Source organism: Pseudomonas sp. RIT-To-2 (assembly GCF_029623465.1).
Taxonomy (GTDB): Bacteria; Pseudomonadota; Gammaproteobacteria; order Pseudomonadales; family Pseudomonadaceae; genus Aquipseudomonas; species Aquipseudomonas silvicola.
On the sequence record NZ_JAPYKM010000038.1, the window covers coordinates 45,777 to 64,320 of the forward strand.

The 18,544-nt window shown below is 65.6% G+C and carries 20 protein-coding genes and 1 pseudogene; 9 read left to right on the forward strand and 12 right to left on the reverse strand.

What is annotated here, in order from left to right; translation table 11 throughout:
- Nucleotides 1-86 precede the first annotated feature (86 nt).
- Nucleotides 87-1,115 (forward strand): annotated as a pseudogene (locus QBK88_RS31000) (methyl-accepting chemotaxis protein); the annotation flags it as partial.
- A gap of 118 nt (nucleotides 1,116-1,233) precedes the next feature.
- Nucleotides 1,234-1,449 carry a hypothetical protein gene (locus QBK88_RS25650; RefSeq protein WP_268141380.1) on the forward strand — a complete coding sequence of 72 codons (216 nt, stop codon included), beginning with the start codon at nucleotides 1,234-1,236 and terminating at the stop codon, nucleotides 1,447-1,449.
- On the opposite strand, the gene QBK88_RS25655 is transcribed toward QBK88_RS25650, so the two are convergent.
- Nucleotides 1,437-1,676 (reverse strand): DUF2789 domain-containing protein, encoded by a 240-nt coding sequence (locus tag QBK88_RS25655; protein WP_268141382.1) that lies wholly within the window; start codon nucleotides 1,674-1,676, stop codon nucleotides 1,437-1,439. The genes QBK88_RS25650 and QBK88_RS25655 overlap by 13 nt on opposite strands.
- A 182-nt stretch (nucleotides 1,677-1,858) precedes the next feature.
- Between QBK88_RS25655 and QBK88_RS25660 the strand changes: the two genes are divergently transcribed.
- Together QBK88_RS25660 and QBK88_RS25665 are read left to right on the forward strand one after the other, a co-directional pair.
- Entirely contained in the window at nucleotides 1,859-2,461 is a 603-nt protein-coding gene (locus tag QBK88_RS25660) for a hypothetical protein (protein WP_277964248.1), read from the forward strand.
- Nucleotides 2,454-3,032, forward strand: coding sequence for a hypothetical protein (locus tag QBK88_RS25665; RefSeq protein ID WP_277964234.1), 579 nt, complete (start codon nucleotides 2,454-2,456; stop codon nucleotides 3,030-3,032). The genes QBK88_RS25660 and QBK88_RS25665 overlap by 8 nt, the downstream gene beginning before the upstream one ends.
- A gap of 95 nt (nucleotides 3,033-3,127) precedes the next feature.
- Here QBK88_RS25665 and QBK88_RS25670 read toward each other — a convergent pair whose 3' ends face one another.
- Both QBK88_RS25670 and QBK88_RS25675 read right to left on the reverse strand, forming a co-directional pair.
- Complete coding sequence (locus QBK88_RS25670; protein ID WP_277964235.1) at nucleotides 3,128-3,517, reverse strand: hypothetical protein; 390 nt, start codon at nucleotides 3,515-3,517, stop codon at nucleotides 3,128-3,130.
- A 54-nt stretch (nucleotides 3,518-3,571) separates the two neighbouring features.
- Nucleotides 3,572-3,823 carry a hypothetical protein gene (locus QBK88_RS25675; RefSeq protein ID WP_277964236.1) on the reverse strand — a complete coding sequence of 84 codons (252 nt, stop codon included), beginning with the start codon at nucleotides 3,821-3,823 and terminating at the stop codon, nucleotides 3,572-3,574.
- Between the two features lie 378 nt (nucleotides 3,824-4,201).
- Between QBK88_RS25675 and QBK88_RS25680 the strand changes: the two genes are divergently transcribed.
- Nucleotides 4,202-4,669 (forward strand): hypothetical protein, encoded by a 468-nt coding sequence (locus QBK88_RS25680; protein ID WP_158154749.1) that lies wholly within the window; start codon nucleotides 4,202-4,204, stop codon nucleotides 4,667-4,669.
- Nucleotides 4,670-4,721: 52 nt separating this feature from the next.
- Nucleotides 4,722-5,720 carry an ABC transporter substrate-binding protein gene (locus QBK88_RS25685; protein ID WP_277964237.1) on the forward strand — a complete coding sequence of 333 codons (999 nt, stop codon included), beginning with the start codon at nucleotides 4,722-4,724 and terminating at the stop codon, nucleotides 5,718-5,720.
- Nucleotides 5,721-5,808: 88 nt separating this feature from the next.
- On the opposite strand, the gene QBK88_RS25690 is transcribed toward QBK88_RS25685, so the two are convergent.
- The 6 genes from QBK88_RS25690 to QBK88_RS25715 are packed head-to-tail and all read right to left on the reverse strand — an operon-like array spanning nucleotide 5,809 to nucleotide 11,794.
- Nucleotides 5,809-6,159: a Na+/H+ antiporter subunit G gene (locus QBK88_RS25690; RefSeq protein WP_277964238.1), complete on the reverse strand. Its 351-nt coding sequence runs from the start codon at nucleotides 6,157-6,159 to the stop codon at nucleotides 5,809-5,811.
- Nucleotides 6,156-6,434 (reverse strand): K+/H+ antiporter subunit F, encoded by a 279-nt coding sequence (locus QBK88_RS25695; RefSeq protein WP_268141392.1) that lies wholly within the window; start codon nucleotides 6,432-6,434, stop codon nucleotides 6,156-6,158. Before QBK88_RS25695 ends, QBK88_RS25690 begins: the two co-directional genes overlap by 4 nt.
- Nucleotides 6,431-6,919 (reverse strand): Na+/H+ antiporter subunit E, encoded by a 489-nt coding sequence (locus tag QBK88_RS25700; protein ID WP_277964239.1) that lies wholly within the window; start codon nucleotides 6,917-6,919, stop codon nucleotides 6,431-6,433. Before QBK88_RS25700 ends, QBK88_RS25695 begins: the two co-directional genes overlap by 4 nt.
- Nucleotides 6,916-8,532, reverse strand: coding sequence for a monovalent cation/H+ antiporter subunit D (locus QBK88_RS25705; protein ID WP_277964240.1), 1,617 nt, complete (start codon nucleotides 8,530-8,532; stop codon nucleotides 6,916-6,918). The genes QBK88_RS25700 and QBK88_RS25705 overlap by 4 nt, the downstream gene beginning before the upstream one ends.
- Nucleotides 8,529-8,873 carry a Na+/H+ antiporter subunit C gene (locus QBK88_RS25710; RefSeq protein WP_277964241.1) on the reverse strand — a complete coding sequence of 115 codons (345 nt, stop codon included), beginning with the start codon at nucleotides 8,871-8,873 and terminating at the stop codon, nucleotides 8,529-8,531. The genes QBK88_RS25705 and QBK88_RS25710 overlap by 4 nt, the downstream gene beginning before the upstream one ends.
- Nucleotides 8,873-11,794 (reverse strand): monovalent cation/H+ antiporter subunit A, encoded by a 2,922-nt coding sequence (locus tag QBK88_RS25715; RefSeq protein ID WP_277964242.1) that lies wholly within the window; start codon nucleotides 11,792-11,794, stop codon nucleotides 8,873-8,875. The genes QBK88_RS25710 and QBK88_RS25715 overlap by 1 nt, the downstream gene beginning before the upstream one ends.
- A 253-nt stretch (nucleotides 11,795-12,047) precedes the next feature.
- Here QBK88_RS25715 and QBK88_RS25720 point away from each other — a divergent pair, with 253 nt between their 5' ends.
- From QBK88_RS25720 to QBK88_RS25730, 3 genes are all read left to right on the forward strand, one after another.
- Complete coding sequence (locus QBK88_RS25720) at nucleotides 12,048-12,341, forward strand: cupin domain-containing protein (protein WP_277964243.1); 294 nt, start codon at nucleotides 12,048-12,050, stop codon at nucleotides 12,339-12,341.
- Nucleotides 12,342-12,776: 435 nt separating this feature from the next.
- Nucleotides 12,777-13,340: an XRE family transcriptional regulator gene (locus QBK88_RS25725; RefSeq protein ID WP_277964244.1), complete on the forward strand. Its 564-nt coding sequence runs from the start codon at nucleotides 12,777-12,779 to the stop codon at nucleotides 13,338-13,340.
- A 64-nt stretch (nucleotides 13,341-13,404) separates the two neighbouring features.
- A complete protein-coding gene (locus QBK88_RS25730; RefSeq protein WP_277964245.1) occupies nucleotides 13,405-14,379 on the forward strand; it encodes a helix-turn-helix domain-containing protein in 975 nt (324 codons plus the stop codon).
- 119 nt (nucleotides 14,380-14,498) lie between these two features.
- Here QBK88_RS25730 and QBK88_RS25735 read toward each other — a convergent pair whose 3' ends face one another.
- The 3 genes from QBK88_RS25735 to hflC all read right to left on the reverse strand — a co-directional run bounded on the left by QBK88_RS25735 (nucleotide 14,499) and on the right by hflC (nucleotide 18,537).
- Nucleotides 14,499-16,370: a cation-translocating P-type ATPase gene (locus QBK88_RS25735; protein WP_277964249.1), complete on the reverse strand. Its 1,872-nt coding sequence runs from the start codon at nucleotides 16,368-16,370 to the stop codon at nucleotides 14,499-14,501.
- 68 nt (nucleotides 16,371-16,438) lie between these two features.
- The gene (gene hflK / locus QBK88_RS25740; protein WP_268141407.1) at nucleotides 16,439-17,485 is read right to left on the reverse strand and encodes a protease modulator HflK; all 1,047 of its coding nucleotides are present in this window, start codon (nucleotides 17,483-17,485) and stop codon (nucleotides 16,439-16,441) included.
- Nucleotides 17,482-18,537, reverse strand: coding sequence for a protease modulator HflC (gene hflC / locus QBK88_RS25745; protein WP_277964250.1), 1,056 nt, complete (start codon nucleotides 18,535-18,537; stop codon nucleotides 17,482-17,484). Before hflC ends, hflK begins: the two co-directional genes overlap by 4 nt.
- Nucleotides 18,538-18,544: the final 7 nt, after the last annotated feature.

The window sequence follows — 18,544 nt, forward strand, 5'->3', positions numbered from 1 at the left end:
CCCGCATGCACCAGCTCAGCGAACGTGCCACGGCCAGCCGCGAACTGGTCGAGGCGCTGAGCCAGCGTAGCGAAGATATCCAGCGGGTCACGGCGGTCATTCAGTCCATCGCCAGTCAGACCAACCTGCTGGCCCTCAACGCGGCCATCGAGGCGGCCCGTGCCGGTGAGTACGGGCGCGGCTTTGCCGTGGTCGCCGATGAAGTGCGCGGCCTGGCAGGGCGCACCGCGACTGCCACGCAAGAGGTGGGGCAGATGGTGGCCGACATTCAGTTGCGCACGGCCCAGGTGGTAGAGCAGATCCGCCAGTTGTCCAGCGACCTGGGCGAAGGGGTGGTGCAGGTGGAGCACACCGGCGGGCAGTTGAAGACCATCGCGGCCCTGGCGGCGGGGGTTGAAAGCCAGGTGGGCGAAATCGCCCGGGGCGCCCGAACCAACCGCGAGCAGCTGGCCAGCCTGTTCCAGGCGGTGGAGCAGATGCGCGGCGACCTGGCCGTCAGCGACAGCCAGACCCAGCACCTCGCCAAGGCCGCGGTGCAGATGGAAGCCCAGGCCGAAAGCATCAGTGAGCGCTTGGCCGAAGTCGGGCTGGACGAATACCACCAGCGCATCTACGACCTGGCCCGCGAAGGCGCCGCGCAGATCGCGGGACAGTTCGAGCAGGACATCGACAGCGGGCGTATCAGCCTGGACGACCTGTTCGACCGCCACTACCTTCCCATCGCCAATACCCACCCGACCAAATTCCACACCCGTTTCGACCGGTACACCGACCAAGTGCTGCCGCCGATTCAGGAGCCTCTGCTGCAGCGCCACGAAGGCCTGGTGTTCGCCATTGCCTGCACGCCCCATGGTTATGTGCCTACCCATAACCAGGCGTTCAACCAGCCTCTGACCGGCGATGCGGCCCAGGACACCCTGCGCAACCGTAGCAAGCGCAGGTTCGACGACCGTACCGGCGCCCGCTGCGGCAGCCATGAGCAGGCGGTGCTGCTGCAAACCTACACGCGCGATACCGGGGAGCTCATGCACGATCTGTCGGTGCCGATACATATCAAGGGGCGGCACTGGGGCGGGTTTCGGCTGGGATACACACCGCAAAACGCTCGAGGTTAACCCGCCTTTGTTACCGTTTCTGTAACGAAGCTATACCAGAGTTCACTGTTTCTTCATCACCGAAGGCACTATGATAGTTACATTGTTAGCTAGCTAATGAAATCTCGGGAGGGAAATCATGCAAAGCAAAGTTGATGTGGCCGTCATGATCGGCAGCGGTGTGCCTTCCGGCCTTCAGGCCGTGGGCAAACGTGTGTGCTGGGTAGTGCTGGTCAACGGCGAGCGGCGCGGCACCGCCTTTGCGAGCCGCGCCGAAGCGCTGGAGTGCCGCGACGCCTGGGTCGCGCAACTGGCCGTCGACCCCGGCCTGTTGCCGGCCCGTCAGGCCTGCTGATGCAGGCGCTGGTTCAATTCGTCGATGGGAATGGCCCAGTCGCCCCCATCGGCGCGTAGCTCTTCTTTCAGAAATTGCGCCTGACGTTCTTCCCAGAACGGGGCATCGATCAGTTTGACGTCCGCTGGCAAAGGGTGAGCAGCGATGAAACGGTCGATGCTGTCAGGGTCGCTGTCCAGCCCCAGTTGTGCGAACAGGGTGCCCAGATTGGTTTGTTCGGTTTCCATGTCATCTCCAAGGCAGGGGGGGCCTGCCGGTGCGTGGCTGAATATGCGCCTGTCTAGGCTATGAAAAGTTTCATGCAAAAGAGTTCGATCCAACCCTAAACCTTGTGCCAGAGCGGCCGACACCGTGGTCTTCAATCTGAAACAAGGACTTAGGTACAGTGAACAGGATTCTCCAGTTGTTGATGGCGGTGGCCGTGGCCTCGTTGGCCGGTTGCATGTCGTACACCCCGACCGGCCCCTTGGGCGCGCCGTTGGCGAAGGCCCCGGTCACCCTGCCCATGGGTGCCCAGGTGGTGGACGTGGCGGTGGATGCCCCGCGCCTCAATGACACCCGCCGGGCATTGGTCAGCCAGCAATTGACCGACCAGGTTTCCCGCTACGTCGCCCAGACCGATTACTTCAACCAGGTCATCACTTTTCCCACCAAGGCCGGTGACAAGGACGTGGTGCTCAAGTTCGACTTCACCTCCCTGTACGGCCACCGTGCCATGCACGCCGGTTACCTGCCAGGCGCGTTGCTGACGTTGACCATCTGGATCTGGGTAGACGGGCCGATCTACGTCGACACCTTTGACCTGGCCGGCAGCCTGACCATCGAGGACACCCACGGCAAGGTGCTGGCCAAGACCGAGCAGCAGGTTAACCTCAAGCGCAATGTAGGCCTGTACGACCGCGAATACTGGGCGATGACCCGGGGCGCGCCGCAACTGCGCGAGCTGGTCGCCAAGCTGCTGGCTGACGGCACGGCGAAGTTGCCGAAGCAGGAGCTGGCGGCCCATGAATAAGGTTCGCCTGTTGCTGTTGTTGGCCCTGACCCAGTTGGGCGGTTGCCTGTCCTATTCGCACCATGACCTGCCTCAGGTGCAGAACTGGCCACCCGCCGCCCCTGCCGCCGAGCACAAGCCGCGGGTGTATGTAAGCCTGGAGTCGGAGCACCAGATGAATGGCGCCGCGGCCGCCGGTGGTATCGCCCCGTTACGCTGGCAGAAGGCGTTGGTCGATACTTACACCGATTCCGGGCTGTTCAGTCAGGTGACGAGCCAGAAGGTCGAGTCCGACGTGTATGCCCAGGCCCACCTGCTCAATTCGGAAAGGGGCTCCATGGCCCTGGCCTGGATCACGGGCTTCACCCTGTTCCTGGTGCCGTCCAGGGTCGAGAACGTGCTCACCCTGGAAACGGTGTACAAGGACCGTGACGGCAAGGTGCTGGGGAAAGTGACCAGGAGCGAGTCGCTGACCACCTGGATGCAGACGCTGTTGATCTTCGCGGTGCCGTTCAACCCGGGCCCCGACGCCATTATCAAGCAGTTGGCGCAAAGCTCGCTGCAGGAAGCGCTGCAGCGCAAGCTGATCTGATGGGGTGTGGCGCCGGTCCTGTCAGGGCCGTGTAGTCACGCTTATCCTGCAGGCGCTGGCTTGGCAGCCAGCACCTGCCAGGGCGACCGAGCCCCTCAGGCGTCGGTGTCGATACTGCGCGAGTCCACATTCCCGGTGCCGGCCTGCTGCTGTGGCGTGGCGGGCACGGTGGTCGCCAGGTCCCTGGCGATGTGCGCGGCCATCATGCTGGCTCGAGCACGGATCAGTGCCAGGTTGCGCTCGGCAACGCTGGGGTAGTCGGCGTTCTGCGCCGCCATGTACTGGTGCTGTTCATGCCTGGCCTGGTTCTGCAGTTCGGCAATGCGCTGGTTGTGCTGGCGCGTGCGCCGGCGGCTGGCGGTCTGCTGGGCCTGGCGCTTGGTGGCAGCCTCCTTGGCCGCGGCGGCTTCGGCTTCGGCACGTACCCGCGCCGTGTCCTCGTCCGGCTGCGCCAGCAGGCCGAGGACCGGGTTGATTTCTAGCATGGCGATCATCTCGAAGAGGGTTCGCCAATTGTATCGGCGATACTACAAACTCCTTTAGGCGGGTACACCGCTTTCCAGTTGCCGGGCCAACGCACATGCTTCAAGGTGGCCACTGCGAAACCCCAGGGTGCGCCCCGAATCGCGTTCCTGAATATGATAGAAGTTGCGTCCGGCCGGAATTACATGGCAGCGGGGCGTGGAGTGGTAGCCCTGTGACCCCATGTGTCGGTACAATAGAGCGCCGAAGTCGATAGTCGTGTTGGCCTCGTCGATGGATGCTCGACGCTTTTCCGTTGAATCGTGCATGTTCGTTCCTTCTCGTGAGGGAGCTGTGCGCCCTGTGCGCAGTGGCCTGCATAGCTATCGCATTTTTCACTGCGTCAGGATGTCGGAAAAGGTACCGCGGACTGTGGCGTATTGCTGATTCCAGTGAATGGGCAACGTCTTACACGCTAGGTGGTTTTTTCCTTCGAGGTCAGTTTCTGCCTGCGGGCGTCGTCCCTGGGCTGTTTCCGTTAGTCTTCTGCGCTGCGGAGCGAGCCTCGCCCTTTCTGGTGGCAGGGCTGGCCTGGTCTTTTCTGGACTTGTTTTCATCACGCCGGGCCTTGGTGTTCGGGTCCGGCCGGGTTGGGTTCGGCTGCCCGTGCTGGACGGGGGCAGTGTTTTCATTTCGAGGATTTTTAATTGGCAGTAAGTAATCTGGAAATGCACGCGCTGTTCGTGCTGGGCGATCTTCGCGCCAAACTGGTAAAACTGTTTCAATCGCGTTTTGTGTATGTCACCGAGCAAACCGCCGAAGGCATTTACATGGCCGAGCTCGACACCGAAAGCGCACTGGTAGTGGACGACAAGCCCCGCCTGGAACTGAAAGTGGGCGACCACTTCCGGGCTGCGGTATTGCCCAGCCGAGAAGGCGGAAAGTTTGAAATCAAGTTCCGCGAAATCAAGTTGGCGGTGTATGGGCTGGGTGAATACGCCTTTGTCAGCACGGCCGATGGCAACGGTATCGTCTTCAAGGAAGGCCAGACCGTGGTCATGGTGTTCGCCGCTAACGAGCAACTGCAGGGTGGCCTGGCCAAGACCCTCAAGGCTGCCTCGTCCAAGGCCGCCAAATGGCGCAAGGGCGAGCTGACGTTCAAGCCCAGCGAGTAACACCGGCGCAGTGGTCTACAGTCAGTGGGTGCTGATTGTCGAGGCTGTGCCGATGAAAATGATAGTGTCCGCTGTGTTCTGCTGGTTGTTGCTGGGGGCGTCGCCGTTGCGCGCCGCGCCGGCGCCCATTCACTTTGCCGACCTGAACTGGGAAAGTGGCAGCCTGATCACCGAGGTGCTGCGCCTGGTGGTAGAAAAAGGCTACGACCTGCCCACCGATACGCTGCCCGGCACGACCATCACCTTGGAAACCGCCCTGGCGAAGAATGATATTCAGGTCATCGCCGAAGAGTGGGCCGGGCGCAGCCCCGTGTGGGTCAAGGCCGAGGCCGCAGGCCAGGTCAAGGGGCTGGGCAACCTGGTGGCGGGGGCGACCGAAGGCTGGTGGGTGCCGGAATACGTGATCAAGGGCGACGCCGCGCGGGGCATCAAGCCGCTGGCGCCCGAGCTGCGCAGTGTCAGTGACCTGCCGCGCTACAAAGACGTGTTCCGCGACCCCGAGGACCCCGGCAAGGGCCGCTTTCTGAACAGCCCTATCGGCTGGACCTCAGAGGTGGTCAACGGTCAGAAACTCAAGGCTTATGGCCTGAGTGACAGCTACACCAACTTCCGTTCGGGCAGTGGTGCGGCGCTGGACGCTGAAATCACTTCGTCGATCAAGCGGGGCCAGCCGGTGTTGTTCTATTACTGGTCGCCAACGCCGCTGCTGGGGCGTTACCGCCTGGTGCAACTGCAGGAGCCGGCGTTCGACCCCGAAGCCTGGAAAACCCTGACCCAGGCCGACAACCCGGCGCCCCGGCCCACACGCTCGCCGCCATCGGTTCTGTCGGTGGGAGTGTCCACGGCGTTTGCCAAGGATTACCCGCAACTGGTGGGTTTCTTCGAGAACGTGCAGTTGCCCATTGATGACCTCAACAAGGCCTTGGCCACCATGAGCGAAAAGCACCTGCCGCCGCGCCAGGCCGCGACCGCCTTCCTCAAGGACCACCCGCAACTGTGGCGTGCCTGGTTACCCGCCCCGGTGGCCGACAAAGTCGCGGCCGCGCTGTAGCAGCGGACCTGGCCGCGTCATGAACGCCGCGCACTATCGGGCAAACCGCGACGCGGCCAGGGCAACCTTGAACCCTCTGCGCAAGCCGCTAAGGGGTTTCGCGACTGCTGACTTCACCCGGCACGGGCTCGCCCGCCATGCGTTTGCGAAACAGCGCGGCGCGCGCCAGCAGCAGGGTCGTGACCGGCAAGGTAATGGCCAGCAGAATGGGCACCAGCCAGGCATGCAGCACCGGTTCGTGCCGCACCATCGAAAAGTAAAGAATGGACGCCAGCGACACGCACCAAGCACCCAGCGTCGAGGCCAGGGCCGGAGGGTGCATGCGCTGGAAAAAGTCTTTCAGGCGGACCATGCCAATCGCCCCCAGCAAGGCGAAGAGGCTACCCAGCAACAGCAGCACCCCAACGGCGATTTCAGCCCACACCGGTACTTCGCTCATTCGATCACCTCGCCGCGCAAGAGGAATTTGGCCAGGGCAAACGAGCCGACAAAACCAAACAGGGCAATCAGCAGCGCTGCCTCGAAGTAGGTTTCACTGGCGTAGCGAATGCCCAGCACCAGCATGGTCAACATGCCCAGGATGTTCAGGTAGTCCAGCGCCAGCACCCGGTCCTGGGCGGAGGGGCCCTTGAACAGGCGGTACAGGGTCAGCAGCATGGCCAGGGCGAAGATCGCCAGGCTCAGCACGATGACGTGGTCCAGCAGGGCGCTCATTCGAATATCTCCATGAGAGGGCGTTCGTAGGTGGCCTTGAAGTGAGCGATGAAGCGGGCTTCGTCCTCCAGGTCGAACACATGCATCAGCAGAATGCTGCGGTCCAGGGCCAGTTCCGACCAGACCGTGCCAGGCACCACCGTGGTGATGGTCGACAGGGCCGCCAGGCCGTTGGCGTCGCGCAGGTCCAGGGGCACCTTGACGAATGCCGAGCGGGGCGGCCGGCGGCCCAGGTTGAGCACGGCCCAGGCCACCTGCAGGTTGGAGACCACCACGTCGATACCCACCCGGCCCAGCAAGCAGAGAATGACCCCGGGTTTGCGGATGCGCACAGGCAGCGGCCGCAGCGAGCGCATCAGCAGGGGTGCCAGAATGCCCAGCACGGCGCCCAGCAGCAGGTTGCCCGGGCTCAGCGACAGGTTCAGCAGCAACCACAGCAGGCCGCAGGCCAGCGATAGCAAAGGGGCAGGGAACAGGCGCTTCATGGCCGCACCTCGGTGGTCATTACCGCGTCGATGTAGTGGCTGGGGTCATTGAGCAGCGCGGCGGTGTCGCGGGTGTAGTCCAGCAGCCACTGGCCCTTGACCGTCAGCACCACGCACAGCCCCAGCAGCAGCACGATGGGCACGCATTCGAAACGTCGCAACAGCGGCGAGGGCCGCTCCTGGGGTGTCCAGAAGCGCTGGATACCCAACCGGGTCATGGCCAGCAAGGTCGCCAGCCCCGAAAGGATCAGCAGCGCCACCAGCGCCCAGGCCGCCGGACCCGAAGTGCGCACCAGCGCACTGATCAGGTTCAGCTTGGCGATGAAGCCCGACAGCGGCGGCATGCCGATCGCCAGCAGGGCGCAGGCGATGAAACTCAAGCCCAGAAACGCCATGGTCCAGGGGATTACCTGGCCGACCACCGCCTTCTGTTCGTCGTCCAGGTTGATGCCTTTGGGCGGGTGCAGCGACTCCACGGGGCGCGGCAGCAGGTCGCCGTCGTCTTCCAGGGCCACCTCGTTGGCCGAGCGCGAGCGCTCGATCAGTTCCGCCAGCAGGAACAGCGCGCCCAGCGCCAGGGTCGAACTGACCAGGTAGAAGAGGGCGCCCGCGGTGATCGCCGGCACGCCGAAGCCGATCGCCGCCAGCAACGTGCCCGCTGACACCAGGATACTCAGGCTGGCCATGCGCTCCAGGCGCTGGGCTGCCAGTACGGCGATGCCCGCCACGGCGAGGGTGAGCAGCCCGCCGGCCAGCAGCCAGTTACCGCCGAAATAGGCCGAGGCCCCCGCCTGGCTTGAAAACAGCAAGGTCCACAGGCGCAGCAAGGTGTAGACGCCCACCTTGGTCATGATCGCGAACAGGGCCGCTACCGGTGCGCTGGCCGAGGCGTAGGCCGGCACCAGCCAGAAGTTCAACGGCCACATGCCGGCCTTCGCCAGAAACGCCGTGGCCAGGATCGCCACCCCGGCGTGCAGCAGGCCTCGGTCGGCCTCCGGCACCAGCGCGATCTTCTGCGCCAGGTCGGCCAGGTTGAGGGTGCCGGTGACGCCGTAGATCATCGCCGCGCCGATCAGGAACAGCGAGGAAGCCAGCAGGTTGATGGCGATGTAATGCAGCCCCGAGGACACGCGTGCCCGCCCGGAACCGTGCAGCAGCATGCCGTAGGACGCCGCCAGCAGCACCTCGAAGAACACGAACAGGTTGAACAGGTCGGCGGTCAGGAAGGCACCGTACAGGCCCATCAATTGAATCTGGAACAGCGCATGGAAGCTGGCCCCGGCGCGGTCCCAGCGAGCCATGGCGAACACCAGGGCGGCGCTGGCGATGATACCCGTCAGCACCAGCATCAAGGCGGACAGGCGGTCCAGAACCAGCACGATGCCGAAGGGGGCTTGCCAGTTGCCGGGCAGGTATACACCGATGGCACTGGCCTGGTCCTGTTGCTGCACGCCCAGCATCAACAGCACGGCGATGCCAAGGCCGGTCAAGGTCGACAGCAGGTTGAGGCGCGCCTTCAGCGGGCGGTGTTTTTCCCCCAGCAACAGCATCACCGCGGCCGTCAGCAACGGCAGCAGGATAGGGGCGATCAGCAGTGACGGCATCGTGCTCATTCCCGCGTCTCCCGGCCATCCACATGGTCGGTGCCGGTCAGGCCGCGCGACGCCAGCAGCACCACCAGAAACAGCGCGGTCATGGCAAAGCTGATGACAATGGCCGTCAATACCAGGGCCTGGGGCAGGGGGTCGGTGTAGTGCAGCAAGTCCTGGGCGACACCGTCCTTGATGATCGGCTCCTTGCCGATGAACAGGCTGCCCATGCTGAAGATGAACAGGTTGACGCCGTAGGACAGCAGGCACAGGCCCATGATCACCTGGAAGGTCCGTGGCCGCAGCACCAGCCAGACCCCGGAGGCGGCCAGCACGCCGATGGCGATTGCGATGACTTCTTCCATCAGGCACTTCCTTGTGGCGGGGCGATGGGCTTGGGCAGCCCGGTGGGTTTGTGCGCGCGCACCGACTGGTGCGCCAGGGCGGTCAGGATCAGCAGGGTCGAGCCTACCACCACGCAGAACACGCCGATGTCGAAGAACAGCGCGCTGGCCACGTGCACGTCACCCAGCACGGGCAGGTGCAGGTGGGCCGTGTGCGTGGTGAGGAACGGGTAACCCAGCAGCATGGCCCCCACGCCGGTGAGGGTGGCGAACAGCAGGCCGGTGCCCATCCAGCGTTGCGGCCGCAGGCGCATCTGCGCTTCCACCCATTGGGTGCCGGCCACCATGTACTGGAGGATGAACGCCACTGCCATCACCAGGCCGGCGACGAAGCCGCCACCGGGCTGGTTGTGCCCCCGCATGAACAAGTACATGGACACCACCACCGCCAATGGCAACAGCAGGCGTACCAGCACCGCCGGCACCATCATGAAGCCCAGCGCGGTGTCGCTGGCCTGGCGCGGGTTGACCAGGTCAGTCACCACGTCCGGCGCCAGCAGGCGTTGCTGGGCAGGCAACTGGATGCTCTCGCGCGGGGGGCGGAAGCGTCGCAGCAGGGCGAATATGGCCAGGGCCGTGGCCACCAGCACGGTGATCTCGCCCAGGGTGTCGAAGCCGCGGAAGTCCACCAGCATGACGTTGACCACGTTGCTGCCGCCGCCTTCGGGCAAGGCCTTGCGCAGGTAGAACTCGGAAATGTGGTTGGGCGTGGCGCGCGTCAGCATGGCGTAGGACAAGGCCGCCATGCCGCCCCCGGTGGCAATGGCCAGCAGCAGGTCACGCACCCGGCGCACCCGCGCGCGACGCTCGTGGCCAGGCAAGGGCTGCACGTCTTCGATCCGCCGTGGCAGCCAGCGCAGGCCCAGCAGGATCAGCACCGTGGTCACCACTTCCACCACCAACTGCGTCAGGGCCAGGTCCGGTGCCGAGAACCAGATGAAGGTGATGCAGGTCATCAGCCCGCAGACGCTGACCATGGTCAGTGCCGCCAGGCGGTGATACTTGGCCTGCCAGGCAGCGCCCAGGGCGCAGGCAATGGCGATCAGCCACAAGGTCACGAACACCCCGGAGCCGGCGATCTTGGGCCGCAGCCCCCAGCTCAGCCCGCTGTGCAGCAGGGGGATCACCGCGGCGACCACGGCCACCAGCACCAGCATGAACAATTGTGGTTGCAGGCGCCGAGTGGTCAGCCAGCGCTCGCTGCGCCGGGCCAGCCGCATCAGCAGCACCAGGCTGCGTTCGAACAGGCGCTTGCCGCTCAGGCGCCCCACCAGCGGTGGGCGCTGCAACCGGCCGCGGCGCAGCTGGCCACGCAGCAGCAGGTACAGCACGATCCCGGCGCCCATGGCGATGAGGCTCATGATCAGCGGCGCATTGAAACCGTGCCAGATGGCGAGGCTATAGGCTGGCAACTCACCGCCTACCACCGGCAGCGCCGCGGCCGCGAGCAATGGCCCCACCGACTGCGCCGGGAAAATGCCCACCACCAGGCACAGCAGTACCAGCAATTCCACCGGCGCGCGCATCCAGCGGGGCGGTTCGTGGGGGGTATGGGGCAGGTCAGTGGCCGGTGGGCCGAAGAACACGTCAACGGTAAAACGCAGGGCGTACACCACGCTGAACGTACCGGCGATGGTCGCCACGGCTGGCAGCGCTGCCTCGACCCAGGCCGTGGAGGTGATGAACACGGTCTCGGCGAAGAACATTTCCTTGGACAGGAAACCGTTCATCAACGGCACCCCCGCCATGGCTGCGCTGGCCACCATGGCCAGGGTCGCCGTGAACGGGATCATCCGAAACAGCCCGCTGAGGCGGCGGATGTCGCGGGTGCCGCTTTCATGGTCGATGATACCGGCGGCCATGAACAGCGAGGCCTTGAACGTGGCGTGGTTGAGGATGTGGAACACGGCTGCCACCGCCGCCAGTGGGCTGTTGAGCCCCAGCAGCAAAGTGATCAGGCCCAGGTGGCTGATGGTGGAGTAGGCCAGCAGGCCCTTGAGGTCGTTCTGGAACATGGCCGCGTATGCGCCCAGCAGCAGGGTGCAGGCGCCCGCGCCGCTGACGATCCAGAACCACTGTTCGCTGCCCGACAGCGACGGCCATAGCCTGGCCAACAGGAACACGCCGGCCTTGACCATGGTCGCCGAGTGCAGGTACGCCGACACGGGCGTGGGCGCCGCCATGGCGTGGGGGAGCCAGAAATGGAAGGGGAACTGGGCACTCTTGCTCAGCGCGCCGATCAGGATCAGCGTCAGCAATACCGGGTACAGGTGACTGGCGCGAATCTGCTCACCGGCCGCCAGTACCGTGTCCAGGTCGTAGCTGCCCACTACCTGGCCGAGCACGATCACCCCGGCCAGCAGGCACAGGCCGCCGGCGCCGGTGACGGCCAAGGCCATGTAGGCGCCACGGCGAGCGTCGGCGCGGTGGTGCCAGTAGCCGATCAGCAGGAACGAGAACAGGCTGGTCAGCTCCCAGAAGAACACCATTTGCACCAGGTTGCCGGAAATCACCAACCCGAGCATGGCGCCCATGAACGCCAGGAAAAAGGCGAAGAAGCGCGGCACCGGGTCATCCGGCGACATGTAATAGCGCGCGTAAAGCGACACCAGCGTGCCGATGCCCAGCACCAGCAGGGAGAACAGCCAGGCGAAGCCGTCCATGCGCAGGGTCAGGTTCAGGCCCAGGGCGGGCAGCCATTCGAAGGTCTCGCGAATGACCCCGCCATGGGCTACCTGCGGGTACATCAGCGCGACCGCGACCGTGCCGGTGAGCGCCACCAGGCCGGCCAGTATCGACTCGCGGTTGCGCGCGTCGTGGGGCAGCACGGCTGCCAGGCAGCTGCCGATAAAGGGCAGAAGCAGTAGAACTATCAATGACATAGCGGTCTGATCTGCTGAAATGGACAAGGAATCATACGGGGCAGGGCGGCCATCACCAACCGCCAGGCTGTGTCTGAACCCTACAATAGTGGTCTATTTGGTGGGTTTTTCATTGCAAAAGTTTACAAAAGACAGCGCCGGGCGGCCCCTTCTGTTATGCGCAAAGCAACGGTTGCCATAACCTTTGAATATTTCGCGCGCCAGGCAAAAGTCGCTAAAGTCCTCCGTCCTTTCCATCACGCAAGGCCAGGGCATGAACCTCGTTGAACAGGCGCAACGCCTCCCTCACGCTTGGCGTTCCAGGATTCTGGGGCGCACGGGCGGCGCTCAACTGAAAGTCATCCGCATGGACGAGGCCGGTATAGAGCTTGAAAGCCATGAGGCATTTGACGAAGCATTGCTGGTGATCGAGGGGCACCTGCAGCTTGAAATCGAGGGCGAAGTCATCGAAATGGGCCCAGGCGATTTTCACCTCATCCCCAGCGGCCAGCGCCACCGCGTACTGCCAGGCAGCCAGGGCACGCTGTTTCTGATTGATGCGCCATGATCCGCGGGGTCGGATGGGCTCGACCCTGGCCAGTTCGCGTCGCAGCACTGAAGTTTTCAAGGGAAGTTTGGTCGTCATTCCCTGCAGCAGCCGCTAGGCAGCGTCAGGCTTGATGTGCTATGCCATGCGTAACGCGGCGCCTGGGGCGCGGCCTCAAGACCGCTACAGGGCCATGGCAATGCTGTACACCGGGCGAAGCCCGGGAAAAGGCTTGCCTGATCGACCGCGTTGTCCGCTTCCCGAGCTTGCGCCCGGTCCCACAACGTCACGTGCGGCGCGCAGTACCAGGCATATCGCAGGGTGAGCTCCCACACCAGCCGGTTGCTGCTACCGCCCTTGCGGCCGGGCTGCAACTCGAAAGGGCTCGGTGACCCCAGCTCCAACCGAGGGTAGATACCTTATACTGCGCGAACACCCACGCCAGAGCCCCTTTTCGTGCCCCCAGATTCTCTCCCTCGCGCTTCGGTGCTGCAACACGTCAGCCACAATGTGCGGCGTCTGCGCCATGCCGCTGGCCTGAGCCAGACCGCACTGGCAGAGCGCTCCGGCGTCAGCCGGCGGATGCTGGTAGCCATAGAGGCGGGGGAGCGAAACGTCAGCCTCGGCACGCTGGACAGGGTCGCCGAGGCGCTGGCGGTGGTGTTCAGCGACTTGATCAGCGCCCCGGACAACCGCGACCGCGGGCGCATCAATGAGCTGGCCTGGGCCGGCAGCCAGGCAGGCAGTACCGCCGTGCTGCTGGCCAGCGCCCCGGCGCGTCGGGAAGTGGAACTGTGGGAGTGGCGGCTGGCGCCCGGGGAGACGTATCAGGGCTGCTGTGATGGCCCTGGTTATACCGAGCAGGTGTTTGTCTTCGAAGGCTGCCTGACCCTGGAGGTAGACGGCCTGGCGCGGGCGGTTCGTGCCGGTGAATTCTTCATGTTCGCCAGCAGCCGCCCCCATGGCTATCGTAACGAGGGCACGGTGGCGGTACGCTTCGTGCGCAACGTCATTTTCTGAAAGCGCTTCTCTGCCAATCGCCCGTTGGGTAGCATGTGCGCAACCGCGTTGAAGGCAGCGAAAAATGACAGAGAGATCCATGCCCGCAGGGTTGCGCCTGTGCCTGTTGCAGTATCCCGGTAGTCAGGCGTCCACGGTGGCCGGGCTGGTGGATCTGTTTGCCTGTGCCGAGCAGGTTCGTGACGACCTTGGCATGGCGAAAACGCCAGCGTTGCGGGTGGATGTCGTCCATGGCGTCGATCAGGGGCAAGTACCGACCGTGGTATTTGTGCCGCCGTTGTGCGCGGTGCAGGTGCCGGATGCCGGCTCGCTGGCGCCGATGGTCGCCGCGTTGCAGCACTGGCATGCCGAAGGCGCGGTCCTGGTTGCGGTGTGCTCAGGCGCCTGGCTGCTGGCCATGGCCGGGGTACTCGATGGTCGCCAGGCCACGCTGCACTGGGACCACGCCATGGGCCTGGCGGCCTGTTACCCCCAGGTACAGGTGCTACCCCATGAGCCCCTGCTGGATAACGGCGATGTGGTGACCTCCTCGGGCAACCACGCATGGCAGGCGCTGGGCCTGGCGGTGCTGGCGCGTTACCTGGGGGCATCGCTGGCGGTGGAAACCCATGGTGTGCTGAATGTGCCCTGGCGCAGCGAGCTCTTGCCGCCCAGCCCTTTCCAGCCTCGCCTGGACCACGGCCGTGCCGAGGTGCTCAAGGTGCAGCTGTGGTTGCAGACCAACCAGGCAAAGGGTGTGACCCTGGACGACATGGCCGCGTGCGCAGGGCTTGAACCGCGCACGTTTCTGCGGCGCTTTCACACCAGTACCGGGCTCAAGCCGACCGAGTATTGCCAGCACCTGCGTATCGCCCGGGCTTGCCATTTGCTGGAGACCACCCAGCGCAATGTCGATCAGATCGCCAACAGCGTCGGGTATCAGGACGTGGGGGCCTTGCGCAAGATTTTCATGCGGGTCACGGGGTATGCGTTGAGCGAGTACCGGGACCGGTATGGGGTGAGGGAGTTGTATCGGCCGGTGGGGTTGCGCGGGCGGTAGGGGGCGGATTGGGCCGGGCAGTCAGGTGCATGGCTTAAGGCTTCTGGTGTTCCCGAGATCGAGCGCCGCGCGGGCGGCGCTCGATCTGGAGAACGCAACAGCTCCAAACCCATGAGCCCCTACTTCAAAGGCTCCTCGATCCGCAACAACCGCCCCGCGTTCCCCAGCACCAGCAACGTGCTCAAGTTATGCAGCAACGCCGCGATCACCGCCCCCGCCACACCCAGCAAACCGAACGCAGCCGCCGCGACGATCGCCAGGGTCCAGCCCAGGCCGATGGCCACGTTCACCTGCAAGGTGCGCCGGCATTGGCGGCTCAGGCGCACGCAGGTGCCCAGGCGGCGCAGGTCGCTGCCGATCAGCACGATGTCGGCCGAGGCCAGGGCGATGTCGGCACCGCCGGCACCCATGGCGACACCCACCACGCCGGCCTTCAGCGCCAGTGAGTCATTGATGCCGTCACCCACGACCAGCGGCCGGAAGCCCTGGCGGATTTCATCGGTGACGTGGCGCAGTTTGTCCTCCGGCAACGCTTGGGCCACCACGTCCTTGATACCCACCTGGCTGGCCAGGGCATTGGCCACCGGCAGGCGGTCGCCGGTCAGCAGCAGTTGCCGGCCCAGGCCCAGTTCGCGCAGGTCGGCCAAGGCGCTGGCGGCCTCCGGGCGCATCTGGTCGGCCAGCAGTAGCCAGGCCAGGAAGCGACCGTTGAGCGACAATCCGGCGATCGGGCCGTCGTGTTCGGGCACCGGCGGCAGGTCGATGCCCAGTTGCTGGAACAGCTCGGCGCGGCCCAGGGCCGCTTCACCCTGAGGGGTCTGGGCGATCACGCCCAGGCCCTGGCGCTCGCGCAACTGCTCCAGCGGGTGGTAGGCATCCTGGGCCACCAGGGTCGCCAGGGCACGGCTGACCGGGTGGCTGCTGGCGGCGCCGAGGCTGGCGGCCAGGTGCAGCAAGGTCGATTCATCGGCGCTGCAAGCGGGTACCGCCTGCAAGCGTTGCAGGTGCAGGGCGCCATAGGTGAGGGTGCCCGTCTTGTCGATCACCAGCGAACTGAGATCGGCGAACTCTTCCAGGAACGCCGAGCTGCGGATCAGGATGCCATGGCGCGCCGCCACCGCGATGCCGGCGATGGCCGTGGCCGGTGCCGAGAGCACCAGGGCGCAAGGGCAGGCGGCGACCAGCACGGCCAGCATGGCCTGGGGGTCGTTGGTGATGAACCAGGTCACGGCGGCGATCAGCAACACCAGCACCATGTACTGGCCGGCGTAGCGCTCCAGCAGGCGGGTGATGGGAGGCTTGGACTGCTCGGCCTTCTGCATCAGGGCGATGACCTTGCCCAGAGTCGAATCCTCACCGGTGCGCGACACCTCGATGCGCAGCAGCCCGTCCAGGTTGATCGCGCCACCGAACACCTCCATGCCCGGCGCGGCCTGCACCGGCACCGATTCTCCGGTGATGGGCGCGGTGTCCAGGCTGGCCTGGCCTTCCAGGACGCGGCCGTCGGCAGGCACGCGGTCACCGGCGCGCACTTCCACCTGGTCGCCGGCCTTGAGGGTGCCGTTGTCCACCTCGGTGATGCTGCCATCGCTACTGATGAGGCGCGCATGGCTGCGGGTCAGGCGGCCCAGGGACTCGATGGCCTCCTGGGAGCCGATCACGCTGCGCTCTTCCAGTACATGGCCGAAGATCATCAGGATGGGCAACAGCGCCGCGGTCAACAGGTCGCCGGTGGCCCAGGCGCCCAGCAGGGCAATGGCCACCAGCTGGTCGGTCAGGCCGTGCAGGCTGGGGTAGCGGATGCTGAACCAGGCCGAGCGCAGCACGGGAATGGCCACCAGCAGGGAGGCCACGCCGAAGAGGATCTGCGCCACGCCGTCCTGGGCCGGGTCGAACCAGTGCCAGCCCAGCCCCAGGGCCAGCAGGCCCAGGGCAACCATGGCCAGGGTCAGCTGGCGGGCCGCGCTGCGGCGTTCGTCGACGCTGAGCATGCCGCCGGTGAGGTGGCCGTGGGAATGCCCGTGGTGGGCGTGGCCGTGGTGGTGATGGGAATGCGCACTCATGGTTGGCTGCCTTGCAGAATCAGACGGGCGTCGTCGTGGGGGTCGACCGTGGTCACGTTGCCGGCCTTTTGCAGAATGGCCGGAATGCGCTCGCGGTACAGGCGCTGCAACAGGCCAGGGTCGCCACGCTCGCGCTGGGTCTGGGCCAGGCTGGTGATGGTCGCCGTGTCAGCCTGGGCCTTGGCCAGGCGCTCGCTGGCCTGGGCGTGGGCCACCTGCAGCGTGCGGTCGGCCTCCTGGGTAGCGGCCTGGGTGACCTTGGCCGATTCATTGCGAGCCGAGGCGATGTTCTGCTCGGCCTTCTGGCTGGCGGTGAGCACGGCGTTGAACGCGTTCACTGCGCCGTCAGGCAGGCTCGATTGCAGGTCGACCCGTTCCACGTGCACCCCCAACCCGCCGCCCTGGGCTTGCAAGGCCGCCAGGCTCTGGTTGATGCCTTGCATCAGGTCGCCGCGCAGGCGCTCGCGGCGTTCGGCGGCCTGGCTGTCACTGCCTACCAGTTCCGGGCGCGCCACCAGGATGGTGTCCAGGTCGCGGGAGGCCGAAACGGCCACGGCGCTGCGGGCGACCACTCGGTCCAGAGCGGCGGTCATGGTCGCGCTCTGCAGCACATACTGGTACGGGTCGATGACCTTGTAGAAGACCCGCACGTCCAGTTGCACCACACCGGCGTCACCGGTCAGCAGGTACCCCGCGCCTGCCACGGCATCGCTGTTGGGCGAGGTGTTGGGGTCGATGCCACGGGTCTGGTTCTCGCGCAGCAGGGTTTCCACCCGCTGTTCGATCACCCGGTCGGCGGAGGGCACCATCACCACCTGTTCGAACGGCCGTGGCCAGGCCAGCAACAGGCCGGCGCCGTGGATACGTTCCAGCGCGCCCATGCGCAGTACCACGGCGCGGCTTTCCGGGCCCACCTGGCGAATGTTCGACACGGCCCAGCCGAACGCCGCCAGCAGGGTGATGCCGTACAGCGCCAGGAAGGTCAGGCGCCCGGCCTGCATCCAGGGGCTGGGCGAGCGGGGGGCGGGTGCGGCCCCCCTCATGGCTTGGCTCCGGCAGCCGCGCCAGTGGGCGCCGGTAATTGCGGCGGGCCGTCCACGAGGGCGCGGAACGGCGCCGCGTCGGTGCGCAAGACCAGGCGAGTGCCGGAATTGACGATGGTGCCCAGGGTGTCCAGGGAGCGCAGCAGGTTGTACAGCTCGGGCGAGCCGGCGTAGGCCTTGCCGTAGATCTGCGCCGCCTGGACCCGTGATTGGGCCTCGACGTCGGCGGCCTTGACCGTGGCGTCGGCCTGCAGGATGCGCGCGTCGCGTTCGGCGGCCGAGCGGATTTCAGCGGCCTGGCGCTTGCCCTCCGCGGTGCGCTCGGTGGCGATGGTCTCGCGTTCGGCGCGCATGCGCTCCACGGTGGCGTTGAGGGTCACCGCGGGCAACGTAAGCCGTTCGATGCCCACCTGCAGCACGCGTACGCCATAGGTGTCGAGCAACTGCTTGGCGATCTGTTGGCGCACGTGGTCTTCGAAGTCGGCGATCTGCACCTTGCCGGCGTCGGTGTTCACCAGGCTCGACAGGTCGAAGCCGCTGGCCGAGGTTTCCAGCGCCGAACCGAGGAAGGTGCGGATCTGCCGCGCGGCTTCGTCGGGCTGGTTCTGCACGGCGCGCATGAAACGCTGCACGTTGGCGTTGTCGCCCTGTACCTGCCAGGCCACGTAGGCCTGGACGATAATGCGCAAGCCGTCGCGAGTACCCACGTCCTGCAGGCCGCTGGAGGTGGTACGCAGGCGAAGGTCTACCGGCACCGCCGACTCGAAGGGGATGGGCAGGCGCCAGGCCAGGCCCGGTTGCAGCAGCACCCGCGCCGGGTTGCCGAAGCGGGTGATGACCGTGGCCTCGCCACTGCGCACCTGTACCAGGCAGGCGGTGGCAGCCGCGAACAGCACCAGGACCGCGGCGATGCCGATGCGCTTCCACGGCCGCGATGGGGCCGCCTCATGGTCATGCTCGTGGTCATGGCCGTGGTGATCGTGGTGGGCGTGATCGTGGCCCGCGTGGTTATGGGCCTGCCTCTTATAGACATCTCCGAGCCCACGAAACAGCCAGAAA